Source organism: Methylobacterium sp. J-030 (assembly GCF_022829545.1).
Classification (GTDB): Bacteria; Pseudomonadota; Alphaproteobacteria; order Rhizobiales; family Beijerinckiaceae; genus Methylobacterium.
This window is the reverse complement of the sequence record NZ_JAKSYM010000239.1, coordinates 1-27,000: the sequence shown is the minus strand read 5'-3', so window position 1 is coordinate 27,000 and position 27,000 is coordinate 1. Positions and strand designations below refer to the sequence as shown.

Below are 27,000 nucleotides of genomic sequence, written 5' to 3'. Positions count from 1 at the left end.
TCAGCGTGCGGCGCCTGCGGTGGACCCGGTGGTCGCGCTCGGATCGGCCGGCCCGCGCGGGGGACGCGCCGCCGCGGCGGCCCGGCCCTGCGGGTCGCTGAAGTAGCGGAAGAAGTCCGTGTTCGGGCTGATCACCAAGCGCGTGTCGGATCCCTTCAGCCCGACCTCGTAGGCCTGCATCGAGCGGTAGAAGCTGAAGAAGTCCGGGTCCTTGCCGAACGCCTCGGCGAGGATCCGGTTCTTGTCGGCGTCGCCCTGGCCGCGCAACTGCTCGGACTTCTGCGTCGCCTCGGCCAGGATCACCGTGACCTCGCGGTCCGCCTTGGCGCGGATCGTAGCGGCGATCTGGTCGCCGTTGGCCCGGACGTCGGCGGCTTCGCGCTCGCGCTCGGTCTTCATCCGCTTGTAGACCGCGGCCGAGTTCTGCGCGGGCAGATCGACGCGGGTCATGCGCAGGTCGACGATCTCGACGCCCAGCGCCTTGGCCTGCCGGTTCACGTCCTCCTGGATGTTGTGCATCAGCTGGCCGCGCTCTGTCTTGACGATGGCGTCGCGGGTCGAGCGGGCGAGCACGTTGCGCAGGCCGGAATTGGTGAAGCTCGCCAAGCGCTGGTTGGCCAGCCCGATATTGCCCACCGCCTGATAGAACCGCAGCGGATCGAGGATCCGGTAGCGGGCGAAGGCGTCCACCTCCAGGTTCTGCCGGTCGGCGGTGAGCACCGTCTGCACCGGCAGGTCGAGGTCGAGCACGCGCTTGTCGAAGATGATCACGTTCTCCATGAACGGGATCTTGAAGTAGAGGCCGGGCTTGTCCTCGCCGGTGGCGTTGAGGACGGCGCGGACGCGGCCGAACTGCAGGACGAGGGCCTGCTGCATCTGGCCGACGGTGAAGATCGAGGCGTAGAGCCCGATCGCGACGATCGCGGCGACCGCGATCAGGCCGGTGCGGAGCGCCTGTTTCATCGGCCGGCCCCCGTCTGGGTCTGGGCCCGGGCGCCGAACTCCGAGAGCGGCAGCACCGGCAGCACGCCGGCCGCGGTCGCGGTGCCCGGCTGCGCCCCGTTCTGGTCGATGATCACCTTGTTCACGGAGCCCAGGACCTTCTCCATCGTCTCCAGGAAGATCCGCTCGCGGCTGATCGCCGGGGCGGCCTTGTAGGAGGCGTAGACCTCGCTAAAGCGCGCCGCCTGTCCGGTGGCGTCGGCCGTCGCCTTGGTCCGGTAGGCCTCGGCCTGCTGGACGATCTGGGACGCCTTGCCGCGGGCCTGCGGCACCTCGCGGCTCGCGTAGGTCTTGGCCTCGTTCTGTGCCGTGTCGGCGTCCTGCTGGGCAGCGTTCACGTCGATGAAGGCGGGGCGCACCTCCGGCGGGGGGTTGACCGAGACGAGCTGCACCACCTCGATGCGCACGCCCGCGCCGTACTCGTCCAGCGCCTTCTGGACCATCTCCTTGACCTCCTGGGCGATGCTCGACTGCTCGTTGGTCAGGATCGCCTGGATGTTGCGGCGGCCGATCACCTCGCGCATCGCGCTCTCGGAGATCGCCTTGATGGTGCCCTCCGGGTTCTGAAGGTTGAATACGAAGTCGGAGGCCTTCAGCGGGTTGACCCGCCACTGCACCTCGAAGTCGAGATCGACGATGTTCTCGTCGCCGGTGAGCATCAGGCTCTCGTCCGGCACGTCGCGGGTGCGGCCCTGGCCGCCCGGGCCGTTGCGGAAGCCGATCTGGATCGCGTTCTGGGAGCCGACATCGGGCTTGACCACGCTGCCGATCGGGTAAGGGAAGTTGTAGCGCAGGCCCTCGCCCTTGGTGCCGACGTAGCGCCCGAAGATCGTCTCGATGCCGACCTGCCGCGGGTAGACGGTGTAGAAGCCGGTGGCGAGCCAGACCGCCACGGCGAGCGCCGCGATCACCGCGGCGCTGCGGCCGCCGCCGAGGCCGGTCGAGCCGCCTCCGCCGTAGCCGCCGGTGCCGCCGCCGCCCGGAATCAGGTTGCGCAGGCGGTCCTGCCCGCGCTTGAGCAGATCCTCGAGGTTCGGCGGGGTCTTGCCGCCGTTGCCCCACGGGCCGCCGCCGCCGTTGCCGCCGGGCCGGCCCCAGGGACCTCCGCCGCCGCTCTGATTGCTCCAAGGCATCCTAGCCGTCGTCTCCCGCCTGTCCGCGCCCGGCCCATACTGGCCGCGCCCCCTGCCTGAACGGCCACGCTCGCCCGGCTAGTCCCGACCAACCGGGCAAATGCCTAAGCGCTTGCACGGGCGCACCTTCCCGCAGGATGTGCAAGCCCGACGTGAACTCGCGCACCCGACAGGCACCTGCGGGCGCATGCGCCGTGCTGTCAAGGCTGGCAGGTGGGCATGCGGGGGGCCAAAGGCAAATGCGGCGGCGCGCCTCAGCGCACCCGTTCCCAATCCACGAACGCGAAGGCGTGCTCGTCGCGCGGGCCGACGGGGTGCGCCTCGCGGAACGTCTCGCGGAACCGCGCCCGGTCGAAGGCGGGGAATCGCACGTCGCCATCGGGCTCCGCCGCGACCTCGGTCAGGTGGAGGCGATCGGCCTGCGGCAGGGCCAGGGCGTAGATCGCGGCGCCGCCCACCACCATCAGCTCCGTGTCCGCGGCGGCCGCCAGCGCGGCCGCCCAGTCGTGGACCGCCTCGGCGCCCTCGGCCCGGAAGCCGCGGTCGCGGGTCAGCACCAGCGTGCGGCGGCCCGGCAGCGGCCGGCCGATCGAGTCCCAGGTCCGGCGGCCCATCAGCATCGGCTTGCCCATGGTGAGCGCCTTGAACCGCTTCAGGTCGCTGGACAGGTGCCAGGCGAGGCCGTTGTCGCGGCCGATCACCCCGTTGCGAGCGACGGCCGCGACCAGAGAGATTCTCGGGTTCATACCGCCACCGGCGCCGCGATGGCGGGATGGGGGTCATAGCCCGCGACGGAAAAATCCTCGTACCGGAAGGCGAACAGGTCGCGCACCGCCGGGTTCAGCCGCAGCTGCGGCAGCGGACGCGGCTCCCGGGCGAGCAGGGTGCGGGTCTGCTCCAGGTGGTTCCGGTAGAGATGCGCGTCGCCGAAGGTGTGGACGAAGTCGCCGACGCCGAGACCGGTCACCTGGGCGATCATGTGGGTCAGGAGCGCGTAGCTCGCGATGTTGAATGGCACGCCCAGGAAGGCGTCGGCCGAGCGCTGGTAGAGCTGGCAGGAGAGCCGCCCCTCGCTCACGTAGAACTGGAACAGGCAGTGGCAGGGGGCGAGCGCCATCCGGTCGAGGTCGGCCGGGTTCCAGGCCGAGACGATCAGCCGGCGGGAATCCGGGTTGCGCCGGATCTCGTCGAGCACCCAGGCGATCTGATCGACCGTGCCGCCGCCGGGCTTCTCCCAGGAGCGCCACTGCTTGCCGTAGACGGGCCCGAGGTCGCCGTGCGCGTCGGCCCACTCGTCCCAGATCGTCACGCCGTTGGCCTGCAGCGCCGCCACGTTGGTGTCGCCGGCCAGGAACCAGAGCAGCTCGTGGATGATCGAGCGCAGGTGCAGGCGCTTCGTGGTGACCAGCGGGAAGCCCGCCGACAGGTCGAAGCGCATCTGATGGCCGAACACCGACAGCGTCCCGGTGCCGGTGCGGTCGTCCTTGGCGGCGCCCGCGTCGAGGATCCGCTGGAGCAGGTCTTGATAAGCGTCCATCGCTCATTCCTGCGCGCGGCGGGGGCGCCGGGCAAGCGCGCCGTCGACATCTATGCACCGCCGTCGCGCATCATGGTGATCGGAGCCGTGTCCGATCGCCCCGCGCTCGGCTACCGCTCTGATTCTCTCATGTGACGCGCGCTCTCGCGCCGAACCGGGGTCCGATTCGGCGGAGAACGCTTCAACCCGGCCAGAGCAGGTAGGTCACGAGCGCGAGGTTCGACCAGCCGTGGAGGGCGATGCCCGGCCAGAGCCGCCCGGTCCGCCAGCGCAGCCAGCCGAGGGCGAAGGCGAGCGGCAGCAGCGAGACCGGCCGGGCGAGCCCCCAGGACGAGACATGGGCGGCCGCGAAGACGAGCGCGGTGACCAGAACCGCCCCCACGGGCCCGACGGCGGCCTGGGCGCGGGCAAAGGCCTCGCCGCGCAGCAGCAGCTCTTCCGCCACGGGGGCCAGGATCGTGAGGTAGGCGAGCCACGCCGCCACCGCGGCCCGGCTCATGAACGGCGACAGCCGGACGTGCTGGCCGAAGCTCGCACCGAACAGCTCCGCCGTGCCGGTCACCCAGGCGATGTGCAGCACCGGCCAGACGAGGAGGATCCCCAGCAGTGTCACGGGCCGCATCCCGTTCGGACGCTCCCGGTCGAGGGCGAGGCGGCGCCGCCAGCCGGCCCGGTCCCGCAGCCACGCCCCGCCGATGACCAGGAGGGCGAGGAAGACCTGCCGCAGGGCATCGACCGCGAAGGCCCGGTGGGCGAGTTCCACCGCGCCGAGGAACGGCCGCCGCTCCGGCGGCAGGAACGGGTCGATCCCGTTCCACAGGTCGAACCCGACGCGCACGGCGGCCAGCGAGAGCAGGCTCGCCGCGCCCAGGTAGAGGACGACGAGCCCGACCAGGACGCCGAGGCGCCAGATCGCGGACCAGATCCGGTCGAGACGGCCCCGCCCGTCCGGCGCGGCGGCGCCGGACTGCGCACTTCCGGCAACAGCCTCGGCCGGAGGCGCGAGAAGTGGCGATGGCGCGACACGATCGGGCTTCAAAACCGGACCGATCCCCTCTATATCTCGGGAGCCGGTCGCGAGGCCGGCTATGGCGATAAACGTTCTTCGCAATAAACCTATCGGACCCGGGGGCGGTACCCGGCGCCTCCACCCGAACCCAGGACATGCTGCCGCAAGGCGCATGATCGCGAGCCTGGGCTCCGGCGGGGGCGAAATAGGATCGACGAGGGCGTAAAGGTTGGACTTTCGCTCGGCATGGTTCCGCCGTTATCGGGCCTTTGCAAGAGTTGCCAACGACAACTTTGCTCCGGTGGCGGTGGCCGCGTAAGCGGTCCCCAATATCGACCTCAAGTCCTAGCGGGTAGCACCGCATAGGCGGGGTTCGGAGGCACCTGGCAACAGAAGCCTCCACTTCCTTCCTCGGTCCGGCCATCCGCGGCGGGGCGCCGGGTATCCGGGCGAGAGCGCGACCGCAGATGGCAGACGACCTGATCCGTTACGATCTTCTGGTGCAGGACGCCCTGCGCGGCGTGGTGCGCAAGGTGCTGACCGACGCGGCCCGCGAGGGGCTGATGGGCGAGCACCATTTCTACGTCTCGTTCCGGACGGAGGCGCCCGGCGTGCGGATGTCGCAGGCCCTGCGCGAGAAATACCCGCAGGACATGACGATCGTCCTGCAGCACCAGTTCTGGGACCTCAACGTCACCGAGCACGCCTTCGAGGTCGGCCTGTCGTTCTCGGGCGTGCCGGAGCGGCTGCTGGTGCCGTTCGAGGCCCTGTCGGGCTTCTTCGACCCCTCCGTGCAGTTCGGCCTGAAGTTCGATCTCAGCGAGGCCGGCGAGGCGCCCGAGGAGGCGAATGCCGCCCCGGCCAAGGCGGGACCGCGCGGCGCGGGCTCCGAGCCCGGCGAGGTCCGGCCCAAGGGCTCCGGGCTCGCCACGATCGCGCCGAAGGGCCTGCCGGCCCCCGCGGCGGCGAGCGACAAGGGCTCGCCGAAGCCGGACGAGAAGGCGCCCCGCCCCGCCGCCAAGAAGGAGGGCGAGGAGGCCGGCGCCGAGGTCGTGAGCCTGGACGCGTTCCGCAAGAAGAGCTGAACCCACCGGGCCGAATCGACGGCCCGGGGAGTCTCAGGTGGACGAGGGTGTCGCGCCGTTAGGGCTGTCGGCGAGCACGCGGAAGCACCGCGCGAAGCGCTTCAACGAGGGCGTCAAGCTGGCTGCGACGTTCTTCAACGCGACGGCAATCCTGACACTCGGTACAGCGTTCATTACGCCGCTCGTTCGACACCCGGCCGACGTGTTGACCAACAACGGCTGGGCTTTTCTCGTCGCTGCCTTACTCCTACATCTGATTGGACAAACCGCGATTCGGTTGTTCCTACGGGCCGAAGAGTAGCGGAATGCCTCAGACCTACGCGCTTCAGATCTTGGCCCTCGCCGTAGCCATGTCGGCCCTCGGCCTCGGCGGTCTCTTCATCGCGTCACGGCTCTACGACCGTAAAACGCGTCAGCTTGAGGCGCGGCGGGGCGATTAGCGTACGTTCAAACAAACGCCTGAAGACTTACCCGATCGCCGGTATCGATCGCTCAGGACGACCTGCTCGATGATCGCCCGGAGAGCCGGCACGCGACACCGGCCGGATTTTAGACCGTGCCGACGCCAATAGACTTGTCGTGTCCTGTAGCTGATCACGGGCTCAGCAATTTGACGAAGGCCGCGCCCGCACCGAAGAACGCGGCCGCAGCCGCCATCCCGGCGAAACCGATGGAGAGCGGGGCCAGGACCCGGTCCCGGCCGAGCTTCAGCGTCTCGGCGTGAAGCTTCGCCGCTTCGGCTTGGCGCTTGGTCTGCTCATCGATCAGCTTGCGCTGCTCGGCGACGAACTGTTCCGTCTCGGCATTGGAGCGCAGGACGCGGGCGACCTGCTCGGCGTAGTCCAGCGTGGCGGGAGCAATGGTATCGGCCATCGCGGTTCGTGCCTGAGTCCGGCCTGGACGACTCGTTCGCCCCGGTCGGCAATGTGAGAACGCACGGGGAACCCGTCAACCCGCTCAAGCTCGCCCCTCAGCCTCCATGCGCAATCCGTGCTCCGGCCGCAGCGTCACCCGGTGGAGCGGCGTGACCGGCGGGTGGTCGGCCGGCAGGTGGAACCGCACCGCCCGCACGATGTGGGCCAGCAGGATCACCGCCTCCTGCACCGAGAAGCTTTGCCCGATGCAGACCCGCGGCCCCGCCCCGAACGGCAGATAGGTGAAGCGCGCGATGCTGTCGCGATTCTCGGGCAGGAACCGCTCGGGCACGAAGGCCTCCGGGTCGTCCCACAGCAGCTGGTGGCGGTGAAGGACCCAGGGGGCCACCATCACCAGCGAGCCCCGCGGCACCTTGATCCGGCCGAACCGATCGTCCCGCACCGCCTGCCGGCTGAGGAACGGCACCGGCGGGAACAGGCGCATCGCCTCCTCGATCACCGCCCGCGTGAAGGGCAGCCGGTCCATGGAAAAGTCTCCCGGCCCGGCGGCGTCGACCTCGGCTTCAAGCCGCGCCTGGGCGGCCGGATCCTGCGACAGGCAATAGAGCGTCCAGGTCAGGGAATTGGCGGTCGTCTCGTGGCCAGCCGCGATGAAGGTCACGATGTTGGCCTTCACGGCGAGGTCCGAGAGGCCGGTGCCGGTCTCGGGATCCTGCGCGGCGAGCAGCAGCGTCAGCAGGTCGCGCGGCGCATCACCCTGCGCCATCAGCGCCTTGCGCCGGGCGATCAGTTCGTCGACCACCTCGGCGAAGAAGCGCCCCGCCGGCCGTGCCCGCAGGCGGCCGATCCGCGGCACGAAATCCGGCACGCCGAACACGTCGAGCGGATCGATCGGCCCCACGGCCTCCAGGAAGCGGGTGATGGCGCGCCCGAGGGCATCCGGATCGCTCGGCAACCCGTGCGTGAAGATCGTCCGCTCCAGCACGTCCAGCGTGACGCGGGTCATCTCCAGGGCGACGTCGACCGGCTTGCCGGCCCGGCGGGCGAGACGGCGCCCCAGCTTGGCCCCGGCCGCGTTCATCGCGTCGGAAAAACCCTGGACCGTACGGGCGTTGAAGATCGGCGCCAGGGTACGGCGCTGGAGCCGCCACTCGTCGCCCTCGGCGCTGAGCAGGCCGTTGCCCAGCCCCGGAGCGAGCACCCGGCGCTGGAGATCGTCTTTGCGGTAATTCTCGGCCTTCTCGATCAGCACGTGGCGGACCAGCGCTGGGTCGCTCACCAGGGTGATCCGGCCCATCGCGCCCTCGGCCGCCACCACCGGCAGCTTGAAATGCGCGTCCATCCAGGTGGTGATCGGGTTCTTGCGCGCCGCGCGGAGGAACTCGAACAGTCCGAGCGGCTCCTTCAGCGGCGGCGGCACGGTGGGGCGGAACCGGGTGGCGGCCTTCGGCTCGGGCAGATCGATCGTCGCGCTCATCGGCTCCTTCCGGCGGGGACAGAGCCCCGCCCTTGTCGGTGCGCCGCTGAAAACCGGCATCGCGATTCAGCCACGCCTCATTTAAGTAGGCACCGCACTGCACCAGACGTAGAGGCCACGATGTCGCCCACCGAGACCGCCACCCGCACCGAGTCCGATACCTTCGGTCCGATCGAGGTCCCGGCCCACCGCTACTGGGGCGCGCAGACGCAGCGCTCGATCCAGAACTTCAAGATCGGCACCGACCGGATGCCGGCGCCGCTGGTGCACGCGCTGGGCCTCGTGAAGCAGGCCGCCGCCCTGGTGAACAAGGATCTCGGCGCCCTCGATCCGAAGCTCGCCGACGCCATCGCGTCCGCGTCCGCCGAGGTGGTGGAGGGCCGCTACGACGACGAGTTCCCGCTCGTCATCTACCAGACCGGCTCGGGCACGCAGTCCAACATGAACGCCAACGAGGTGATCGCGAGCCTCGCCAACGAGCGGCTCGGGGGCCAGCGCGGCGGCAAGGCGCCGGTCCACCCGAACGACCATTGCAACCGCGGCCAGTCCTCGAACGACACCTTCCCGACGGCCATGCACATCGCGGTGGCCCGCGAGATCCAGGTGCGCCTGCTGCCGGCGCTGTCCCACCTGCACGGGGCGCTCGACGCCAAGGCCAGGGCCTTCGCGTCGATCGTGAAGATCGGCCGCACGCACCTGCAGGACGCGACCCCGGTCTCGCTCGGCCAGGAATTCTCGGGCTACGCCGCGCAGGTGGCGCTCGGCGGTTCGCGCGTCGCCGCGACCCTGCCGGGCGTCCTGGCGCTGGCCCAGGGCGGCACCGCGGTCGGCACCGGACTCAACGCCCATCCGGAATTCGCGGAGCGCTTCGCCGCCAAGGTCGCGGAGCTGACCGGGCTTGCCTTCACCTCGGCGGACAACAAGTTCGAGGCGCTGGCCACCCACGACGCCCTGGTGTTCACGCAGGGCGCGCTCGCGGCGCTCGCCGCCGGCCTGTTCAAGATCGCCCAGGACATCCGCTTCCTCGGCTCGGGCCCGCGCTCGGGCCTCGGCGAGCTGTCGCTCCCTGAGAACGAGCCCGGCTCCTCGATCATGCCCGGCAAGGTCAACCCGACCCAGTGCGAGGCGCTGACCATGGTCTGCGCCCAGGTGATCGGCAACGGCACCACGGTGAGCTTCGCCGGCAGCCAGGGCAATTTCGAGCTCAACGTGTTCAAGCCGGTGATCGCCAACGCGGTGCTGCAGTCGATCCGCCTGCTCGCCGACGCGGCGGTGAGCTTCACCGACAATTGCGTGGTCGGCATCAAGGCCAACGAGGACAAGATCGCCGACCTGATGAGCCGCTCGCTCATGCTGGTCACCGCGCTCGCCCCCTCGATCGGCTACGACAAGGCCGCCGAGATCGCCAAGACCGCGCACAAGAACGGCACAACCCTCAAGCAGGAGGCGCTGCGCCTCGGCTACGTCACCGAGGAAGAGTTCGAGCGCGTGGTCCGGCCGGAGACCATGCTGGCCCCCAGCGCCGAATAATTTTGCGACGTGGCCGGCGCGGACGTCACGCGCCGGCCGTCACTATCGGGAGGCGATCCGTGGCCGAGATCATCAACCTGCGTCAGGTTCGCAAGGGAAAGGCCCGCGCCGAGGCGGACGCGAAGGCCGAGTCGAACCGGATCGCCTTCGGCCAGCCGAAGAAGGCCAGGACCCTGCAGCAGCGGCGCAAGGCCCTGGAGACCGAGCGCCACGAGGGCCACCGGCTCGAACGGCCCGAGTCCGAGTCCGGGGAATGAGCCCATCGCGCCGCGACCGGCGTCTTTGCGCGCGCAGCCAAGCAACCCGGGAGCGGCGCGCTGACCGGCGTCGCGCTGCCCTGGATTGCTTCGCTGCGCGCGCAAGGCCGAGGGGCGCAGCCGGTCCCGCATGAGCGCCGGCCTCAGCAAGCACTCCGTGATGATCGCGGGCCATCGCACCAGCGTGTCCCTGGAGGATCCGTTCTGGACGGCCCTGCGCGAGGTCGCGGCGGCGCGGGGCCAGTCGGTCCAGGCGCTGATCGGTGCGATCGATGCCGGACGCGGCGGCCAGAACCTGTCCTCGGCGATCCGGGTGTTCGTGCTGGAGGCCATGCGCCGGCCGCCGATCCAGCAAACGTGAGCGTATGCCGGATTGACCTTCCGGTCCGCTGCGCTCTCTGACATTTGCGTGACAGAACCACGCAGGACTTGCGACTCATGACCACACGCGAACCGCTGCTCAAGCCCGTGCCGATCGACGAGCTGCGGCCGACCCAGATGACCGTCGGCTACCGGGAGGTGCAGGAGAAGCGCCGCCGCTGGCGCGCCTATGACGGCGACAAGAAGCGGGAATTCCTCGGCGCGCATCAGATCCCGACGGTGCTGGGCCCCAAGAAGCGCCACTACGTCGTCGATCATCACCACCTCTCCCGCGCCCTGCAGGAGGAGGGCGTCAAGGATGTGCTGGTGACGGTGATCGCCGACCTGCACCACTTGGAGAAGGATGCCTTCTGGACGGTCTGCGACCACAAGTCGTGGGTCTATCCCTACGATGCCGAGGGGGTGCGCCGGGACTTCAAGGACCTCCCGAAGACGATCACCGACCTCGCCGACGACCCCTTCCGCAGCCTCGCGGGCGAATTGCGCCGGGCCGGCGGCTTCGCCAAGGACACGACGCCGTTCAGCGAGTTCTTGTGGGCGGACTTCCTCCGGCGCAACATCAAGGAGAAGCGCGTCGAGCACGATTTCTCGGACGCGCTGGAGAAGGCCATGGCGCTGGCGAAATCCAAGGATGCCGGCTACCTCCCGGGCTGGTGCGGGCCCTCGGAGGGCTGATCAGATCCCCCAGTAGGGCGCCGCGTCGTAGTAGCGGTGGATCTGCTCCTCCCAGGCGCCGTCCGCGGCCGGATCGGTGCCCTCGGGGGTGCGGGCCGGGGCGGCGCGCAGGTGCTGCTCCGTGAGGTCGAGCACGTAGGCGTCCTGCCGGGGCTCGAACCGGAGCACCGACCAGGGCAGCGTATAGAAATCCTCGCCGAGCCCCAGGAAGCCGCCGAAGCTCATCACCGCGTAGGCAACCCGGCCGGAGACCTTGTCGAGCATCAGCCGCTCGATCCGGCCGACTCGGGTCCCGTCGGGCCGGCGCACATCGGTGCCGATGACCCGGTCGCTGGCGATCAGGCGGCGGGGTTCCCGCAGGGCGGGCTGGCCGGTCGCGGGCATGGGCGCCTCCGATCTGTCGCGCGCGTCTGCCCGAAAAACGCCCCGGGCGCGGGCCACGTTCCGACACGCACCCGCGCCCGCCCCCTCAGACGGACGAACACCCTCGCATGCCGATGCCGCGCCCCGCCCCGTCCCTCGCCCACGGCCTCGCGCTCGCCGCCCTGCTCCTGCCGGCCTCTGCGCAGGCCCAGGATCGCGGCAGCGTCAACCCGAAACCCCTGCCGCCCCTGGAGCATCCGGACGCGCCCGCGACGCCCGCCAAGGCCCTGTTCGGCCGGGTCACGAAGGGCGCCGCGGGGCCGGCCCACATCTACGGCTTCTACGCGAAGGGCTGCTTCGCCGGCGGCGAGGCCCTGCCGATGGACGGACCGAACTGGCAGGTCATGCGCCCGTCCCGCAACCGGATGTGGGGCACACCCTACCTCGTCGATTTCATCGAGCGGCTGTCGCAGAAGGCCGCCCGGGTCGGCTGGCCGGGGCTGCTCGTCGGCGACATGGCCCAGCCCCGGGGCGGCCCGATGATCACCGGCCACGCCTCGCACCAGATCGGCATCGACGCCGATGTCTGGCTGACGCCGATGCCCGACCACCGCATGAGCCGGGCGGAGCGCGAAGAGACCTCCGCCACCGACATGGTCCGGCCCGACCGCCTCGACATCGACCCGCAGGTCTGGACACCGACCCACCTGCAATTGATCAAGCTCACCGCCGAGCAGCCGGAGGTGGAGCGCATCTTTGTGAACGCGGCGATCAAGAAGGCGCTATGCCGGGACGCCGCCGGCAGCCGCTGGATGTCCAAGGTGCGCCCGATGTACGGGCACAACTACCACTACCATATCCGGCTCGCCTGCCCGGCCGGCCAGGAGGATTGCCAGCCGCAAGGTGCGCCCCCCGGCGGCGACGGCTGCGACGACCTCGGCTACTGGTTCTCGGATGCGGTGCTGCACCCGAAGCCCCCGAAGGTGCCGCCGAAGCCCAAGCCCGCCATGACCATGGCGGCGCTTCCGGCGGCCTGCCGTGCGGTGCTGAAGGCACCGTGAGGCGATCGGGGGCGGTTCGCGAACCGGCGCGATGTGCTAACGCCCCGGGATGCCCCGCTGGCTCTTCCTCATCCTCGCCACCGCCGTCGCCCTCTCGGTGCTGGGCAGCGTGCTGATCGTGCTGCGCAGCCCGAACAGCACCCCGTCCCTCCGGGGCGAGGCCGCCGCGCCCGGCCCTCAGCCGAAGCCTGGCGGCAGCCCGCAAGGATCATCTGGCGGCACCCCGTGAGGGCAGCCCTCTCAAGGTGTTGGGCCGCGCGCCCGTCGTGGGATCGGCGCCCCTGAGGCGATCACGCGCCCCCTTTCCCGGACCGGTGAAGCGCAGCGGACCCTGATCCGGGGCCCGGCACACGCAGCGCCGCGCCAGCGGCACGGGTTGATTCAGGTGGACGCTTCGCGACACCGTGCGCTGGATCCCGGGTTGCAGTCCGCTGGCGCTCCCTGCGCCCGCGACAGGGAGATCCGACGGACAGCGCCGAACCGGCTCGACGCGATGGCGTCGGATCTCATACACACCTCGAAAGGGCTGCCCGCGCGGGTCAGGCGGCGACGCCAGTTCCCGCCGGGCAACTGACCCCGGTGCCGCCGAGGCCGCAATAACCGCCCGGGTTCTTGGCGAGGTACTGCTGGTGGTAGCCCTCCGCGAAGTAGAAGTGCTCCAGCGGCTTGATCTCGGTGGTGAGGTCCGGGAAGCCGCGCTGCCGCAGCGCCTCGGCATAGGCCGCGCGCACCGCCCGGGCGGTCGCCTCCTGGGCCGGGCCGTTGGTGTAGATCCCCGACCGGTACTGCGTGCCGACGTCGTTGCCCTGGCGCATGCCCTGGGTCGGATCATGACTCTCGAAGAACGTCCGCAGCACCGAGTCGACCGGCAGGACCGCCGGATCGAAGGCGACCAGCACGACCTCGTTGTGGCCGGTCCGGCCGGTGCAGACCTCCTCGTAGGTCGGGTTCGGGGTGTAGCCGCCGGCATAGCCCACGGCCGTCACGAACACGCCCTCGGGCAGTCGCCAGAACCGGCGCTCGGCCCCCCAGAAGCAGCCGAGCCCCAGGACGATCGTTTCGGTGCCGGGCGGATAGGGACCCTTCAGCGGGTTGCCGTTGACAGGATGGGTCTCGGCGGTGCGGAGCGGCGTCGGACGTCCCGGCAGGGCCTCGGCGGGGCTCGGCATCTCGGGGCGCTTGCGGAACAGGAACATCGGCTCGCCTTCCGGTCTCGGGGGTACGTCCGATATGGGAAGCGTCCGGCCTGCGAGAAAGCTTTGGGCCGCGTCCGGGCACGAAACCTTGACGCAGGACTGGACGTCGCCGACGATTTACGTCTTGTAGCTCCGCAGAGGCGGCTCTCCGGCCGCGATATGAGAGTAGAGCCGGATGGAAACGGGCTGGACCGCCACGCGCCACGTGCCGGACAACCTGAAGCTGGACGCGCACCGGGGTGACCCGTTCGCCGCGGCGGTGCAGGCGACCCGGATGCCGATGATCATCACGGATCCGCGCCAGCACGACAATCCGATCGTCTTCGTGAACGACGCCTTCCTGAAGCTCACCGGCTACACGCGGCTCGACGTGTCCGGCCGCAACTGCCGCTTCCTGCAGGGGCCCGAGACCGATCCTGCCGCCATCGACCGCCTCCGTGCCTCGATCCGGCGGGAGGAGGACATCCGGATCGATCTGCTCAACTATCGCAAGGACGGCTCGACCTTCCACAACGCGCTCTATGTCGGGCCGGTGCGGGATGCCACGGGCAAGGTCGTCTATTTCTTCGCCTCGCAGCTCGACGTCAGCGGGCATTACGCCCTGACCGCCGAGATCGAGCGGCTGAAGGGCGAGTTGGCGGAGGCCAGGGCCGAGCGCGCCGGTCCGTAGGGTGCAGCGGGCCGCGCTCAGGGCTTCGTCAGGAATCCGATCGGCTCGCGGCCCGGCTGGCCGAGCCAGAGCAGCACCGCGCCGAGCCCCAGCCCGATCAGCGAGGCCGGCGCCAGGGTGAGCGGCAGGCCGAGCACGTGCCAGAGCCAGGGGGCCGCCCCTTCGACGCTGCCCTGCAGGGCGCCGGCCCGGTCCTTGAACAGGGCCGCGATCACCTCGGAGAGCGGCGTCACCCGCAGGCCGTTATTGGCGATGGCGCGGGCGCCGTCATAGACCAGCGCGACGAAGCCGCCGGCCATCAGCAGGAAGCCCAGGACGCGGACCAGGAAGCGGAACATCGCGGACGTCTTCGAAGCCTTGCGCGCCCGGCTGGCGCCCGCCACGGCAGTATGGGTCCGGGCCGCCCGTTGCAACCGTCGCGAACCCCCAGTTGCCGGTCCGGGACACCCGTGCCACAGGCAGCGGGCGGCGGCGGGCCGTGCGGGAACGGTCGGTCTTGGACGCGCGCGCGACGACACACAAGCTCGGCCTCGTCATCTTCGATTGCGACGGCGTCCTGGTCGACAGCGAGCCCCTGAGCCTCGCCTGCCTCACCGCCGGCCTCACCCGGATCGGCGTGCCGATCGACCTCGCCACCGTGCGGGCGCGCTTCACCGGTACGTCCATGCCGTCCATCATGGCGCATATCGCCCGGGATTACGGGGTCACGGCGCCCCCGGACTTCGTCGAGGCGGTGAAGGCCGAGACCCTGGCGCTGTTCGATGCCGAGTTGCGGGCGATGCGCGGCGTCGCCGAAGCCGTCGCCGCCCTCGGCCTGCCGACCTGCGTGGCGTCGAGCAGCGATCCGGTGCGGCTGCGCCATTCCCTGACGCTGACCGGGCTGCTGCCGCTGTTCGGCGCGCACGTCTTCTCTTCAACGCAGGTGCAGCGGGGCAAGCCCGACCCGGACCTGTTCCTGTTCGCCGCCGAACGGATGGGTGTCCCGCCCGAGGCCTGTCTGGTCGTCGAGGACAGCGTGCCGGGCGTCACGGCCGCCCGGAGCGCCGGCATGCGGGTCGCCGGTTTCACCGGCGGCGGCCATTGGGGCCACGACCCCGCGGGGACCGATCTCGTGCGCGCCGGCGCCGCCCGGATCTTTTCGGATTTCTCCGACCTCGCCGCGGTGATCGCGCAGGCCTGAACGATCCCGTCTCCGCGGAGCCGGACCGGCACCGTTTCCCTGCCGGACGCGGCCCTGAAAACGGAAACCGCTTCCGTTGACGGGCCGGAGCGGCATCGCCATCTTGGGTGGTGCCACCGCGGGACCGCTCCCGCGTCGGTCGCTGTGATGTGAGAAGCGTAGCTTGCGCCGCGTCATCAAACGCTAAAGCACTGCGACGGCCCCCGCGCCGCGCGGTCCTTCAGTCTGGAGGACATCCGATGTCGAAGCGACACCCTCTCGGCACTTCCGAACTCCCGAACGCGCCCGGCTGCCGCGCCCAAGATCGGCGCTGTCGACGCTAGCCCGTCGACCATCATCCAGCAGTCATCGCGATCCGGCATGGCTTCACGCCGGCTGAGGGAGTTCGAAGTGTATGCACAGTCTCTTTGCGGAACTTACGCCTGGAGACGGCCTGGCGGCGGCCGATCCGGCCCTCATCCCCACACCAGGCCCCGCCGGACCGCCGCGGGTGATCGAGATCGGTGAGATCACCGCCGGGATCGCCGTGCCCGAGGGGCGCGGGGTCCGGTTCTTCTCGTCCGCCCGCGATTTCGACGGCCTCGACGGCACCTTCTTCCGCACCGCCGAGCAGGCGGCCCGCGCGGCCCGGGAGCGCGTGCGCACCCGGCCCCGGGAGCGCGTGCGCGCCCGGCAGGACGGAGCCCGCCTCCGCCGCGCCTGAGCGGCGCATCGAAGCCCCGCCGAAGCAGCGGACGCTTCGGCGGGGGCGTGCGTCTGTTCCGAACGCCCTACCGCCCGCATTCCTCGCGGGTGCGCTTCATGGCCTCGGCGAAGCCGCCGAGCGCGTACTCGTCGCTCGTGGGATTGCCGCGCATAGACGTGGTCTTGATGACGAGCTTCGGGTTGCGGACGCTCATCTCGGAGACCACCCGGCTCTCCTCGGCCGGGTTCTGCAGCCACGCGTTCCCGTCCTTCACCACGAGGCCGTAGCGGCTGCTGCCGAGGTTGAGGCTCGGATCGGTCGGCGCGGCGGCCGAGCCGGGCTTGAGCTGGGAGGCCGCGGGCTTCGACGGGAAGCCCAGCATCACCGCCACCTCGTTCTGGACGTTCTCGCCCTTGCGCACGCTCACGAACAGGTAGGCGGTGTCGCGCTTCAGGGTCCTGGGCGATCGGGTCTGCGGCTGCGCGATGGCGTAGCAGAGCTTGTTGCGGCCGTCGCCGTTCACGAACACGTTCCAGTCGCCGAAGATCGCCACCGGCGTCGCCTGCTGCATGCCGGGGGGCGTCGCCGCCTTCTTCTCGGCGCGGGCCGCAGGCCGCTGGCGGCCGCGCCGACGCCCGCGCGAGGCCGGGGCCGCATCGTCGCCGCTCGTATCGACGGCCCCGTCCTGCGCCCGTGCGGCCGTCGCGGACAGGCCGGGCGCGCCGACGAGCCCCCCGAAGAGGCCGGTGACGAGACCGAAGGCGAGCAGGACGGGGATTCCAACCGGGAGCAGGCTTGGGACGCGGACCATCTTCACTTCCTGACGACGGGCAGCCCTCTCAAGGGTCGCACCGGGGATCAGGATTAGTGAAGCTTGCGTAAAGCGTCGGCAAGATGGCGAGCGAGCGCCGTCTACGTCAGATCGCGCGCGCTTCCGCGGCCTGGGCGGCGATGACGACCGCCGCGGGCGCCACCGGTTCGACCGCGTCGCCCGCGGGTGTGTCGACCGCGCTCGGTTGCGCCGGCGTGGCGCGCTGGCGCGGCGGATCGTTGTAGGGGGTGTTGTAGCCCTTGCGCACGGCAGCCCAGTAGGACTCCCGGGTCAGGCCGGAGCCGGTCAGGGCGGCGTCGATCATCGCCGTCGCCCGTGCCGCGAGATCCGGCACCTCTTCCGCCCGCAGCCAACTCTCGACAGGCATCCTGCGCACTCCGTTCGACACGGCGAAGCTTCTAGCGGATCGGACTTAGCCAGATGGTGAACGCGCGGCGTCTTGGATGGTTGCGCTGCACAATTCCGGGGCCGGCCTGTGGGAAAGCCCGATCCGGATGGCGGCGGAACGGGGCCGATCCAACGCCGACTCGGACGCGGTCCGGAGCCGCAACACCCGGCGAATGCCAGATCTCATGTCGAAAATCTGCCCGGATTCATTTTGGAAACGCATCGGATCATGATCCTGAGCCTTAAGGGCGGCTGAATTTCCGTCAGCTTCGTTCGAAACATTCGAAGCGATGGCCATTCTCATTTGCGCATGTCAAAAAAGTCCGGCACGTTTAGTTTCCGCACCGCGTGAGTCTCTGGTCGAACAGGGGCCGCTCGCGCGAGCGGGGGAGCCGCCATGGTGGGAGCCGTGAACAGGATCGCGCTGGCCCCGATGGCCCAGCGCCCAGCCGTGGCGGTCCGGGACCCGGCGCCGCCCGCCCGTCGCGCCCGCGTGGAGGACCGGGGTCCGGTCGATGCCGCCGCGGACATCCTGAGCCGCGCCAGACGGACCGAGATGGAGGCTCTGCTGGCCTCCATGGCGTCGGCGCCCCCCGGGGCCCACCAGATGGCGGCTCACGTCCTGCAGGAGGCGGAGCGGACGCTTCTCCGGCTGAAGGCGGAGGCCCGGGCGGCCGCGGCCTCCGGCGACCGGAGGACGGCCCGCGCCGTCGCGCGGGAACTCGCCGTGCTCGCCCGCCAGATCGCCGATGCCGCCCAGGATTACGCCGTCGCGCAGGCGCGGCCGGACGTGGTGTCGCCCGCCCTGGCCAAGGCCGCCGCGCGGATGAACGCCGCCAGCGCCCCGCCCGATTCCGGGAGCGGGATCGACGCGGGGGCCGTGCTCGGAGAGGTCACGGCGGCCGCGGTTGAAGTGGCACAGGTCGCGGCCGCGGCTGAGGATCCGGCCCCGGTGCGGCCGGACTCCACCGCACCGGATGCCGGGAGCGACCAGACCCAGCGACCGGCAGATCAAGGCCTTGCACCCGTCACCCCGCCTTCGGGCGGCACGCACGAGGAGGGTATCCTGGTCAAGGCCCACCGGCTGTTCGAAGACGCCGTGGACCTGCTGCGCGCCATGGAGGCGCTGATCAGCCGGCGGTCGTCCTGGGCCGGCCGCATCGGGCTCTCCGGTCCGACCGTGCTGCCGGTCTGGCCCGTCGCGATCGTCTCCGCGGGCGCAGCGCAGGCGGTCGTCAGCGCCGCGATCCCGGAGGCGGCTCACGGTCCGTGAACGACCAGCGCAAAACCTTCCTCCGGCATGGCCGGGACGAAGTCGCGGGTGAACGGATCGAGATCCGCCGCTATCTCGGTCAGGCCAGCCGCTCGATCCAGCCCTGTGCCTGCGCGCGCACGTTGTCGGGCGCGGTGCCGCCGTAGCTGGTGCGGCTCGCCACCGAGTTCTCGACGCCGAGCACCGCGTAGACCGCCTCGGTGATCCGCGGCTCGGCCTCCTGCATCTCGGGCAGCGACAGCGCCTCCAGCCCGACCCCCTTGGCGGAGGCCGCGCCGACGAGCCGGCCGGTTACGTGGTGCGCCTGCCGGAACGGCAGGCCGAGTTCGCGCACCAGCCAGTCGGCGAGGTCGGTGGCGGTGGCGTAGCCGGAGCCGGCGGCTTGGCTGAGCACCTCGGCGTTGGGCTCCAGATCCTTCACCATGCCGGTCAGGGCGGCCAGGCACAGGGAGAGCGCCTGGAGCGCGTCGAACGTGCCCTCCTTGTCCTCCTGCATGTCCTTCGAATAGGCGAGCGGCAGGCCCTTCATCACGATGAGCAGGCCGGTCAGCGCGCCGACGATCCGGCCGGATTTCGCCCGCACCAACTCGGCGGCGTCGGGGTTGCGCTTCTGCGGCATGATCGACGAGCCGGTGGTGAACCCGTCGGACAGGCGCACGAAGTTGAACTGGGCCGAGGTCCAGACCACCAGCTCCTCGGCGAAGCGCGAGAGGTGCACGGCGCAGATCGAGGCCGCCGCCAGGGCCTCCAGGGCGAAGTCGCGGTCGGCGACCGAATCCAGGGAGTTCGCGGTCGGCCGGTCGAAGCCGAGGGCCGACGCGGTGGCGTGCCGGTCGATCGGGAAGGAGGTGCCAGCGAGCGCCGCCGCGCCGAGCGGGCACTCGTTGAGCCGCGCCCGGGCGTCGCGGAACCGGCCCCGGTCGCGGGCCAGCATCTCGACATAGGCGAGGCAATGATGGCCGAAGGTGACCGGCTGGGCCGACTGGAGATGCGTGAAGCCCGGCATCACGGTGCCGGCATGGGTGCGCGCCTTGTCGGCCAGCGCCCGCTGCAGCTCGGCGGCCTGCTGGTCGAGGGAGTCGAGGGTGTCGCGCACCCAGAGCTTCATGTCGGTGGCGACCTGGTCGTTGCGCGAGCGCGCCGTGTGCAGGCGCCCGGCGGCCGGGCCGACGATCTCGGTCAGCCGGCTCTCCACCGACATGTGGATGTCTTCCAGCTCGCGCTTGAATTCGAAGCGCTCGGCCTCGATCTCGTCGCGCACGGACTTGAGCCCGGCCTCGATCGCGGCCACATCCTGTGCCGGCAGGATGCCGGCTTGGCCGAGCATCGCCACATGCGCCAGCGAGCCGCGGATATCCTGGGGCGCGAGGCGCTTGTCGAATCCGATGGAGGCGTTGATCTCCTCCATGATCTCCGCCGGGCCGCTCGCGAAGCGGCCGCCCCACATCCGGTTGCTCATGTCGATCCTTCCGCGCCCTGAACGCTCCGGCAGGCAAGCCTGATGCCCGGCCGCGCACCCATCCTGGCCGGCGCGGGCGTCGCCGCGCTCGCCGTCCTCGGGCTCGCCCTATACGGGAGCGGTCTCCTGCCCGGCAACACGGGCGGGGCGCTCCAGCCCTGCGCCGCCGCCAAACCCGCCCTCGCCCGGGTCGACGCGGCCTCGAAGGGCGAGGTCGCCGCCATGCAGGCGCTGCCGCAGGCCCGGCCCGCCCCCGAGATCCGGTTCAAGGGTCCGGACGGCGCCGAGACCGGGCTCGCCGAGTTGAAGGGGAAGCTGCTGCTGGTCAATCTGTGGGCGACGTGGTGCGCCCCCTGCAAGGCCGAGATGCCGGCGCTCGACCGTCTCCAGGCCCAGCTCGGCGGGCCTGACTTCCAGGTGGTCGCCATCAACGTCGACACCCGCAACCTCGAGAAGCCGCCGGCCTGGCTGAAGCAGGCCGGCATCCACGACCTCGCCTTTTATGCCGATCCGGGCGGGCGCGTCCTGCCGACGATCCAGCGCGACACCCAATCGCCCGGCCTGCCGACCACGATGCTGATCGACGCCCAGGGCTGCACGATCGGGGTGATGAAGGGGCCGGCGGCGTGGTCGGGTCCGGACGGGCTGGCGCTGATCCGCGCGGCGCTGGGGCGGACGTCGTAGAGGTTTCCGGCCAAGGTCGCTTGCCCCCACCCCCGAAGCGCGGCAAGCCCTGCCGCGATGACATCGCCCGCTCCCGACCGCCCGCCGCCGAGGCGGGGCCGACGCCCCCTCTCGGCCATCCGCACGCTGCTCGCCAGCGAGGCGGCGGGCGGGCTGATCCTGATGGGCGCGGCGGCGCTCGCCCTCGGCGTCGCCAACGGGCCCCTGGCCGAGGCCTACGCGCATGCCCTCCACGCCGCCCTCGGGCCGATGAGCGTGCAGCACTGGATCAACGACGGGCTGATGGCCGGGTTCTTCCTGTTAATCGGGCTCGAGATCAAGCGCGAGGCCCTCGACGGGCGGCTGCGCACCTGGCCGGACCGGATGCTGCCCGGCTTCGCGGCGCTCGGCGGCATGGCGGTGCCGGCCGGGGTGTACGCCCTCGCCAACCTCGGCAGCGATACCCTGCGGGGCTGGGCGATCCCGGCGGCCACCGACATCGCCTTCGCGCTCGGCGTCCTAGCGCTCCTCGGCCGCCGGGCGCCGGTCTCGCTGAAAATCTTCCTCAGCGCGGTGGCGATCATCGACGATCTCGGCGCCGTGCTGGTGATCGCGCTGTTCTACAGTTCGGGCCTCGATCTCACGATGCTGGGGCTGGCCGCCCTCGTGCTCGGCGGCCTCTACGGCCTGAACCGGGCCGGGGTGTCGTGGCTTCCGGCCTACCTTGTGCTCGGCCTCGTGCTCTGGGTGCTCGTGCTGCGCTCCGGGATCCACGCGACGATCGCGGGCGTGCTGCTGGCCCTGACGATCCCGATCCGGGTCAGCCCCGGCCGGCCCGAGGATGCGGAGTCGCCCCTGCACCGGCTGGAACACGCGCTGGCGCCCTGGATCACCTATGCGGTGGTTCCAATCTTCGGCTTCGCCAATGCGGGGGTGAACCTGACCGGCCTGACCGGCGATGCGCTGCTGGAGCCCGTGACGCTCGGCATCGCGGCCGGCCTGTTCCTGGGCAAGCAGGCCGGCGTGTTCGCGAGCCTGCGTCTCGCGGTCGCGCTCCGGTTGGGGCAGCGCCCGGCCGGAGCGAGCTGGGAGCAGGTCTACGGCGTCGCCGTGCTGTGCGGCATCGGCTTCACCATGAGCCTGTTCATCAGCGGCCTCGCCTTCGCGGACCCGCAGCACGAGACCGCCGTGAAGCTCGGCGTGCTCGCGGGCTCCGCCCTGTCGGGGCTCGTCGGCGCGGCGATCCTGCTCCTCGCCCGGCCCCGTGCCGCCAGGGCCTGACCCCGGCTTCGCCGCACGCGGAGAAATGCGCTACCCCGCCTGGCATGCGCTTCTATCTCGGCCTCGCCACCACCTTCCACGATCCCGCCCTCGCCCTGGTCGGGCCCGACGGCGGTTTGCTCTTCGCCGAGGCCGCCGAGCGCCACCTCCAGTACAAGCGCGCGCCGAACTGCGAGCCGGACGCCCCGTCCCGGATGGCCGCGCTGCTGAAGGAGCACGTGCCGCCGGGCTCGGACCTCGTCATCGCCTCGACCTGGGGCCCGCAATTCACCGATTTCCTGCGGGGCCAGGCCGGCGCGGGCGCCTTCGACCTGATGGCGCTGTCCGCCCACACCACGGCGCTCAACCGCTCCTTCGTGCCCGAACAGGCCGAGCGGGTGTTCATCGCCGATCTCCACGGCGCGCAGGCGCGGGCCGGCCACGGTACGCTGCTCGCCCTCAACCAGGAGGCGCGGATCACCGGCGAAGCGCCCCGGGCGACGATCGCCGGGCAGCGGCGCTATCCGCACCACCTCTGCCACGCCGCCTACGGCCTCTGGGGCAGCCCGTTCGCGGAGGCCACCGCCCTGGTGGTCGACGGCATGGGCGAGACCGGCGCGGCCGCGATCTACCGCCTGGAGGGCGGCCGGATCAGCGAGCTGCGCCGCCACCGCGGGCGCGGGTCGCTCGGCTTCCTGTACGGGCTCATCACCGACCTCGCGGGCTTCGATCAGGTGAAGGGCGAGGAGTGGAAGATCATGGGGCTCGCCCCCTACGGCAGCCCCGATCCCGACCTAGCCGCCCTGCTCGGCCGCCTCTGCACGGTCGCGGACGGCCGCCTGCGCTACGCCGACGCGCAGACGATCCGGGACGTCGCCGAAGCGATCCGCGCGCGCCGCCCGGCCGATGCCCTGGAGAACGGCTGGGCCGACCTCGCCCGCTGCGGCCAGGATTGTTTTGGGACTTTGATGGACGCCCTTGTGGCCGAGGCCTGGGCGCTGGCGCCCTCCGACAACCTCGTGATCGCCGGGGGCTGCGGGCTGAACTCGTCCTATAACGGCCGGGTGCTCGGCCGGTCCGGGTTCCGACGGCTGCACGTCCCCTCGGCCCCGGCCGACGACGGCAACGCCATTGGCGCCGCCTGGCTCGCCTACGCGGAGGACCATCCGGACTGGTCCGGGCCGCCGTCCGACATGCGCCCGCTCACGCCCTATCTCGGCTCGCGGGTCTCCACCGCCCCGATGGAGCGGCTCGCCGAGCAGGAGCCGCGGGCCAGACGCGTCGGCCACGCGGAGGCGACGCAGGCGGCGGCGCGGATCCTGGCGGAGGGCGGCCTCGTCGGCTGGGTGCAGGGGCGGGCCGAGTTCGGGCCGCGGGCGCTCGGCAACCGCTCGATCCTGGCCGATCCGCGGCCGGAGGGCGCCAAGGACGCGCTCAACGCAAAAGTGAAGTATCGGGAAGCCTTCCGGCCCTTCGCGCCCTCGATCCTGGCGGAGGCTGGGCCGGACTGGTTCGAGGACTACGCCGACAGCCCCTACATGGAGCGCACCCTGGTCTGGCGGGCGGCGGTCCGCGCCCGCGTGCCGGCGGTTGTGCACCAAGACGGAACGGGCCGGCTTCAGAGCGTCACGGCCGCGCGCAACCCGGCCTACGCGGCCCTGATCGAGGCTTTCGCGGCGCTCACGGGCGTGCCGATCCTGCTCAACACCAGCTTCAACGTGATGGGCAAGCCGATCCTCGACAGTGCGGAGGATGCGATCCTGATGTTCTACACCACCGGCCTCGACGCCCTCGTGGTCGAGGATTGGCTGGTGGTGAAGTGAAGCATCGATGAAACCGGGCCGCGCGTCCCCCTCCCCCCTCTGCGGGGGAGGGAGAGACGCGGAACCCGTTGCGCCTCTTACTCGCAGACCTCGACGCGGCGGTAGGTGAACTCGCCGCCGCCGAGCCACTCCTTACGGCGCTCGTAGTGGCAGATCGGCCCGCGGCGCTCGCGGATCACGACGGGCTCGGGCTCCTCGACCACGACGCGGCGCGGGCGGTACTCCGGCGGCGGCGGCGGGGGCGGGTTGTTGGCGCCGTTGACGAGGGCGCTGCCCACGATGCCGCCGACCACGCCGCCGGCGAGGCCGCCGACGATCGCGCCGGTCTGGTCGCGGGCGGTGGCCGGGGCGACGGCCCCGAGCACCAGGGTCGCGGCGAGGGCGGCGGCCCCGGCGCGGATCATCGTGAAGGAACCGTTGAAGGACACGCGCAACATCTCCCGTTCGTGTTGATGACGATCCAACACCGGGAGGATTAAAAATCCCCGAAGCTGCCCAATTCGATCGTGTGCCAGACGAATGGGTCGATCCGGGGCGCGGACCGGATCAGAGCAGCCTGTCGAGGCTCTCCACTACCAGAGCCGGGGCGAGGTCGGCGTATTCCTCCGGCAGCCCCTTGCGGTTCACCCAGACGGTGCGGAACCCGAAGGCGGCGGCCCCCGCCACGTCCCAGCGGTTCGAGGAGCAGAACAGCACGTCGCCCGCGCCGACCGCCAGCCGGGTCAGGGCGCTCCGGTAGGCGTCGGGGTGGGTCTTGAACACCTGCGCGTCGTCCACCGACAGCACCGCGTCGAGGTGATCGGCAAGCCCCGCCGAGGCCACCGCCCGGTCGACCATGGCGGCGTTGCCGTTGGTCAGGATCGCGGTGCGGATGCCGCGCTTGCGCAAGGACGCCAGCACGCCCGGCACCTCCGGATAGGCGTCGAGGTCGCGGTAGGCGTCGAGCAGCCGCTCGCGCAGGCTTGGATCCACCCCGGGATGGACCGCGAGCGCGTAGTCGAGCGCCCGCACGGTGAGGTCCCAGAAGGCGGCGTAGCGGCCCATCAGCGACAGGGTCCAGCTGTATTCGAGCTGCTTGTTGCGCCAGACCTCGGACAGGTGGGCGGCATCCGGCCCCACCGCCCCGGCGTAGCGCTGGACCGCGGCGTTCACGTCGAACAGCGTGCCGTAGGCGTCGAACACGGCGGCCTTCACCCCCGCGAGCGGTCCTGATGCGTCGGTCATGGCGTTCCTCTCTGGGTGCTCCCGCCCGATTTGGGGCCGGGACCGCGCCGCGGCGAGCCCGGCCGATTCGTCAGGCCCGGCGCAGGCGCAGGCCGAACAGGTGCAGCAATCCTGCCAGCAGACCGCCGTAGACCGCCGCGCCGGCGAGCCCGAGCAGCGCCAGCACGGCGAGTTCGCGCCCGTGCGGCAGGGCCGGCACCAGCGCCTGGGCGAGATCCTGGCCGTAGACGGCGACCACCGCCAGCCCGAGACAGGCGAGCGCCACGCCCGCGACGGTGACGCCGAGGGTCCGCCCCGGCGCCGTCCAGTTCCGGCGCTTGGCGAGCACCAGCAGCAGGATCAGGTTGACCCACTGGGCGACCGCCGTAGCCAGCGCCAGCCCCATGACGCCGTAGGGGCCGGTGAGCCAGAGCTTGAGCGCGACGTTCACCGCGATCGCGGTGAGCGAGGCCCAGAGCGGGGTCTTGGTGTCCTGGCGGGCGTAGAAGCTCGCCGTCGCGCTGCGCACCAGCACCACGGCGGGCAGCGCGAAGCCGTAGGCGGCGAGCACCGAGGCCGCCCGGGCGGCATCCTCCGCGCTGAAGGCGCCGCGCTGGAACAGCGCCGCCATGATCAGGCCCGGGATGGTCAGGAACGCCACGGTGAACGGCGCCGAGAGGGCCAGGGAGAACCCCGCCGCCCGGTTCTGCGCCGCGTGCGCCCCGGCCACGTCCCCCGCGGCGATCCGGCGGCTCATCTCGGGCAGCAGCACGGTCCCGGCCGCGATGGCGATGACCCCGAACGGGAGCTGGTAGAGCCGGTCGGCGTAGTAGAGCGCCGAGACCGCCCCGGTGGGCAGCCAGCTCGCGATGATCGTGTCGGCGAAGGCCGCGATCTGGAACCCGGCCGAGCCGATCACCGCCGGCCCCAGCACCGCGAAGAACCGCTTCAGGGCCGGGTCGGCCCGGGGCACCGCGAGGTCCGGCATCACCCTGGCGCGGCGGCAGCCCCACCAGAGCAGGCCGAACTGGAGCACGCCCGAGACGGCGACGCCCCAGGCGGCCGCGTAGGCCGCGTTCGGGAACAGGAAACTCAACCCCAAGGCCGCCAGCATGGCGAGGTTGAGCAGCACCGGGGCGCCCGCCGCCACGGCGAAGTGCCGGTGGGCGTTGAGGATGCCCGACAGCAGCGTCACCAGCGTCATGAACAGCAGGTACGGGAAGGTGATGCGCGTCAGCGCCACCGCGAGCCGGAAGCGCTCGCCATCCTCGGCGAAGCCCGGCGCGAGCGCGTGCACGACCCAGGGCATCGCCGGCAGGGCGAGGTTCAGCAGCACGAGCTGCACGATCAGCATCAGGGTGAAGACCCGGTCGGCGAAGCGGTGCGCCTCCCCGGGCGTGCCGGACTCGGCGAGCCCGGCATAGGCCGGCACGAAGGCGGTGTTGAACGCGCCCTCGCCGAAGATCGCGCGGAAGTGGTTCGGCAGGCGGAACGCCACCACGAAGGCGTCGGCCATCGGCCCCGCGCCCATCACGGCGGCCATCACCACGTCGCGGGCGAAACCGGTGACGCGCGAGACCAGGGTCCAGCCGCCGACCGAGAGGATGGAGCGGATCATGGGCGGGGATGCCGCCTTAACGGCTGCCGTAGCAGACTGCCGGAAGTACCCGACGTTGAGGAATAGGAGCGACCGGCTCCGTGCCTCTCCCTCCCCCCTCTGCGGGGGAGGGTGGCCCCCGAAGGGGGTCGGGTCGGGACGAAGTCCCCCGCGAGGGGAGCGACGGCGCAGGACAAAGCTCTATGCTGCGGGAAGGTCGCTCGCTTTGCGGAAGCCGGGTTCCCCTGTCCAGACCCTCGCTGACGCGAGGGCCACCCTCCCCCGCACAGGGGGGAGGGGGTGAAGCCGTGAGCGTCTCGCAACAAAGGAATGGCCGAACCCTGTTCCACCGGGGACTCCGGCTCCGGGCGCAGCAACAGCCAGGTT

32 protein-coding genes and 1 other RNA gene are annotated in these 27,000 nt (G+C 71.1%); 17 read left to right on the top strand and 16 right to left on the bottom strand.

All coding sequences use genetic code 11. The features are described from left to right. From hflC to MKK75_RS17430, 5 genes are all read right to left on the bottom strand, one after another. Positions 1-963 (bottom strand): protease modulator HflC, encoded by a 963-nt coding sequence (gene hflC, locus MKK75_RS17450; RefSeq protein WP_244043802.1) that lies wholly within the window; start codon positions 961-963, stop codon positions 1-3. Then, positions 960-2,135 carry an FtsH protease activity modulator HflK gene (hflK, locus tag MKK75_RS17445; protein WP_244043801.1) on the bottom strand — a complete coding sequence of 392 codons (1,176 nt, stop codon included), beginning with the start codon at positions 2,133-2,135 and terminating at the stop codon, positions 960-962. The genes hflC and hflK overlap by 4 nt, the downstream gene beginning before the upstream one ends. A 254-nt stretch (positions 2,136-2,389) precedes the next feature. Continuing rightward, positions 2,390-2,881 (bottom strand): dihydrofolate reductase, encoded by a 492-nt coding sequence (locus MKK75_RS17440; RefSeq protein WP_244043800.1) that lies wholly within the window; start codon positions 2,879-2,881, stop codon positions 2,390-2,392. Next, positions 2,878-3,672: a thymidylate synthase gene (locus MKK75_RS17435; RefSeq protein WP_244043799.1), complete on the bottom strand. Its 795-nt coding sequence runs from the start codon at positions 3,670-3,672 to the stop codon at positions 2,878-2,880. The genes MKK75_RS17440 and MKK75_RS17435 overlap by 4 nt, the downstream gene beginning before the upstream one ends. Positions 3,673-3,853: 181 nt before the next feature. Beyond that, positions 3,854-4,711 (bottom strand): CPBP family intramembrane glutamic endopeptidase, encoded by an 858-nt coding sequence (locus MKK75_RS17430; RefSeq protein WP_244043798.1) that lies wholly within the window; start codon positions 4,709-4,711, stop codon positions 3,854-3,856. Between MKK75_RS17430 and ssrA the strand changes: the two genes are divergently transcribed. The 4 genes from ssrA to MKK75_RS35775 all read left to right on the top strand — a co-directional run bounded on the left by ssrA (position 4,703) and on the right by MKK75_RS35775 (position 6,206). Further along, positions 4,703-5,085, top strand: a transfer-messenger RNA (tmRNA) gene (gene ssrA / locus MKK75_RS17425). The two genes, MKK75_RS17430 and ssrA, sit on opposite strands and share 9 nt — an antisense overlap. A gap of 63 nt (positions 5,086-5,148) precedes the next feature. Next, a complete protein-coding gene (locus MKK75_RS17420; RefSeq protein ID WP_244043797.1) occupies positions 5,149-5,766 on the top strand; it encodes an SspB family protein in 618 nt (205 codons plus the stop codon). A 37-nt stretch (positions 5,767-5,803) separates the two neighbouring features. Further along, positions 5,804-6,067 carry a hypothetical protein gene (locus MKK75_RS17415; protein ID WP_244043796.1) on the top strand — a complete coding sequence of 88 codons (264 nt, stop codon included), beginning with the start codon at positions 5,804-5,806 and terminating at the stop codon, positions 6,065-6,067. Between the two features lie 4 nt (positions 6,068-6,071). Continuing rightward, complete coding sequence (locus MKK75_RS35775; protein ID WP_279593960.1) at positions 6,072-6,206, top strand: hypothetical protein; 135 nt, start codon at positions 6,072-6,074, stop codon at positions 6,204-6,206. A gap of 154 nt (positions 6,207-6,360) precedes the next feature. On the opposite strand, the gene MKK75_RS17410 is transcribed toward MKK75_RS35775, so the two are convergent. Both MKK75_RS17410 and MKK75_RS17405 read right to left on the bottom strand, forming a co-directional pair. Beyond that, positions 6,361-6,639: a hypothetical protein gene (locus tag MKK75_RS17410; RefSeq protein ID WP_244043795.1), complete on the bottom strand. Its 279-nt coding sequence runs from the start codon at positions 6,637-6,639 to the stop codon at positions 6,361-6,363. An 84-nt stretch (positions 6,640-6,723) separates the two neighbouring features. After that, positions 6,724-8,118 carry a cytochrome P450 gene (locus MKK75_RS17405; RefSeq protein WP_244043794.1) on the bottom strand — a complete coding sequence of 465 codons (1,395 nt, stop codon included), beginning with the start codon at positions 8,116-8,118 and terminating at the stop codon, positions 6,724-6,726. A 120-nt stretch (positions 8,119-8,238) separates the two neighbouring features. Between MKK75_RS17405 and fumC the strand changes: the two genes are divergently transcribed. The 4 genes from fumC to MKK75_RS17385 all read left to right on the top strand — a co-directional run bounded on the left by fumC (position 8,239) and on the right by MKK75_RS17385 (position 10,961). Beyond that, complete coding sequence (gene fumC, locus MKK75_RS17400) at positions 8,239-9,648, top strand: class II fumarate hydratase (RefSeq protein WP_244043793.1); 1,410 nt, start codon at positions 8,239-8,241, stop codon at positions 9,646-9,648. A gap of 59 nt (positions 9,649-9,707) precedes the next feature. Beyond that, positions 9,708-9,905, top strand: a complete 198-nt coding sequence (locus MKK75_RS17395; protein ID WP_244043792.1) for a DUF4169 family protein — start codon at positions 9,708-9,710, stop codon at positions 9,903-9,905. A 130-nt stretch (positions 9,906-10,035) separates the two neighbouring features. Beyond that, positions 10,036-10,266, top strand: coding sequence for a ribbon-helix-helix domain-containing protein (locus MKK75_RS17390; protein ID WP_244043791.1), 231 nt, complete (start codon positions 10,036-10,038; stop codon positions 10,264-10,266). Between the two features lie 77 nt (positions 10,267-10,343). Beyond that, positions 10,344-10,961 carry a ParB-like protein gene (locus tag MKK75_RS17385; protein ID WP_244043790.1) on the top strand — a complete coding sequence of 206 codons (618 nt, stop codon included), beginning with the start codon at positions 10,344-10,346 and terminating at the stop codon, positions 10,959-10,961. On the opposite strand, the gene MKK75_RS17380 is transcribed toward MKK75_RS17385, so the two are convergent. Continuing rightward, positions 10,962-11,345: a PRC-barrel domain-containing protein gene (locus MKK75_RS17380; RefSeq protein ID WP_244043789.1), complete on the bottom strand. Its 384-nt coding sequence runs from the start codon at positions 11,343-11,345 to the stop codon at positions 10,962-10,964. A gap of 107 nt (positions 11,346-11,452) precedes the next feature. On the opposite strand from MKK75_RS17380, the gene mepA reads away from it, so the two are divergent. Both mepA and MKK75_RS17370 read left to right on the top strand, forming a co-directional pair. After that, positions 11,453-12,385, top strand: a complete 933-nt coding sequence (gene mepA / locus MKK75_RS17375; protein WP_244043788.1) for a penicillin-insensitive murein endopeptidase — start codon at positions 11,453-11,455, stop codon at positions 12,383-12,385. 49 nt (positions 12,386-12,434) lie between these two features. Continuing rightward, the gene (locus MKK75_RS17370; protein WP_244043787.1) at positions 12,435-12,614 is read left to right on the top strand and encodes a hypothetical protein; all 180 of its coding nucleotides are present in this window, start codon (positions 12,435-12,437) and stop codon (positions 12,612-12,614) included. Positions 12,615-12,924: 310 nt separating this feature from the next. Here the strand turns inward: MKK75_RS17370 and msrA are convergent, their stop codons facing one another. Beyond that, a complete protein-coding gene (gene msrA, locus MKK75_RS17365; RefSeq protein ID WP_244043786.1) occupies positions 12,925-13,581 on the bottom strand; it encodes a peptide-methionine (S)-S-oxide reductase MsrA in 657 nt (218 codons plus the stop codon). Positions 13,582-13,756: 175 nt separating this feature from the next. On the opposite strand from msrA, the gene MKK75_RS17360 reads away from it, so the two are divergent. Beyond that, positions 13,757-14,251 (top strand): PAS domain-containing protein, encoded by a 495-nt coding sequence (locus tag MKK75_RS17360; protein ID WP_279593959.1) that lies wholly within the window; start codon positions 13,757-13,759, stop codon positions 14,249-14,251. A gap of 17 nt (positions 14,252-14,268) precedes the next feature. Here MKK75_RS17360 and MKK75_RS17355 read toward each other — a convergent pair whose 3' ends face one another. Continuing rightward, a complete protein-coding gene (locus MKK75_RS17355) occupies positions 14,269-14,589 on the bottom strand; it encodes a PetM family of cytochrome b6f complex subunit 7 (protein ID WP_244043838.1) in 321 nt (106 codons plus the stop codon). A 158-nt stretch (positions 14,590-14,747) separates the two neighbouring features. On the opposite strand from MKK75_RS17355, the gene MKK75_RS17350 reads away from it, so the two are divergent. Both MKK75_RS17350 and MKK75_RS17345 read left to right on the top strand, forming a co-directional pair. Continuing rightward, on the top strand, positions 14,748-15,431 hold the full coding sequence (locus tag MKK75_RS17350; protein ID WP_244043785.1) for an HAD family hydrolase: 684 nt from the start codon (positions 14,748-14,750) through the stop codon (positions 15,429-15,431). 394 nt (positions 15,432-15,825) lie between these two features. Further along, entirely contained in the window at positions 15,826-16,134 is a 309-nt protein-coding gene (locus MKK75_RS17345; RefSeq protein WP_244043784.1) for a hypothetical protein, read from the top strand. Between the two features lie 67 nt (positions 16,135-16,201). Here the strand turns inward: MKK75_RS17345 and MKK75_RS17340 are convergent, their stop codons facing one another. Both MKK75_RS17340 and MKK75_RS17335 read right to left on the bottom strand, forming a co-directional pair. After that, positions 16,202-16,927 carry an invasion associated locus b family protein gene (locus MKK75_RS17340; protein WP_244043783.1) on the bottom strand — a complete coding sequence of 242 codons (726 nt, stop codon included), beginning with the start codon at positions 16,925-16,927 and terminating at the stop codon, positions 16,202-16,204. Between the two features lie 106 nt (positions 16,928-17,033). Beyond that, positions 17,034-17,315: a hypothetical protein gene (locus MKK75_RS17335; RefSeq protein WP_244043782.1), complete on the bottom strand. Its 282-nt coding sequence runs from the start codon at positions 17,313-17,315 to the stop codon at positions 17,034-17,036. A gap of 417 nt (positions 17,316-17,732) precedes the next feature. On the opposite strand from MKK75_RS17335, the gene MKK75_RS17330 reads away from it, so the two are divergent. Further along, positions 17,733-18,608 carry a hypothetical protein gene (locus MKK75_RS17330; RefSeq protein ID WP_244043781.1) on the top strand — a complete coding sequence of 292 codons (876 nt, stop codon included), beginning with the start codon at positions 17,733-17,735 and terminating at the stop codon, positions 18,606-18,608. Positions 18,609-18,687: 79 nt separating this feature from the next. Here MKK75_RS17330 and argH read toward each other — a convergent pair whose 3' ends face one another. Beyond that, positions 18,688-20,067 (bottom strand): argininosuccinate lyase, encoded by a 1,380-nt coding sequence (argH, locus tag MKK75_RS17325; protein ID WP_244043780.1) that lies wholly within the window; start codon positions 20,065-20,067, stop codon positions 18,688-18,690. A gap of 42 nt (positions 20,068-20,109) precedes the next feature. Here argH and tlpA point away from each other — a divergent pair, with 42 nt between their 5' ends. From tlpA to MKK75_RS17310, 3 genes are read left to right on the top strand one after another with little or no spacing between them, the layout of a single operon-like run. After that, entirely contained in the window at positions 20,110-20,751 is a 642-nt protein-coding gene (gene tlpA, locus MKK75_RS17320; RefSeq protein ID WP_244043779.1) for a thiol:disulfide interchange protein TlpA, read from the top strand. A gap of 57 nt (positions 20,752-20,808) precedes the next feature. After that, positions 20,809-22,011: a Na+/H+ antiporter NhaA gene (gene nhaA, locus MKK75_RS17315; protein WP_244043778.1), complete on the top strand. Its 1,203-nt coding sequence runs from the start codon at positions 20,809-20,811 to the stop codon at positions 22,009-22,011. Between the two features lie 44 nt (positions 22,012-22,055). Then, on the top strand, positions 22,056-23,813 hold the full coding sequence (locus MKK75_RS17310; RefSeq protein ID WP_244043777.1) for a carbamoyltransferase: 1,758 nt from the start codon (positions 22,056-22,058) through the stop codon (positions 23,811-23,813). A gap of 77 nt (positions 23,814-23,890) precedes the next feature. Here the strand turns inward: MKK75_RS17310 and MKK75_RS17305 are convergent, their stop codons facing one another. From MKK75_RS17305 to murJ, 3 genes are all read right to left on the bottom strand, one after another. Then, entirely contained in the window at positions 23,891-24,250 is a 360-nt protein-coding gene (locus MKK75_RS17305) for a hypothetical protein (RefSeq protein ID WP_409567582.1), read from the bottom strand. Positions 24,251-24,359: 109 nt separating this feature from the next. Next, entirely contained in the window at positions 24,360-25,037 is a 678-nt protein-coding gene (locus MKK75_RS17300) for a haloacid dehalogenase type II (RefSeq protein ID WP_244043776.1), read from the bottom strand. A gap of 70 nt (positions 25,038-25,107) precedes the next feature. After that, the gene (murJ, locus tag MKK75_RS17295) at positions 25,108-26,634 is read right to left on the bottom strand and encodes a murein biosynthesis integral membrane protein MurJ (RefSeq protein WP_244043775.1); all 1,527 of its coding nucleotides are present in this window, start codon (positions 26,632-26,634) and stop codon (positions 25,108-25,110) included. Positions 26,635-27,000: the final 366 nt, after the last annotated feature.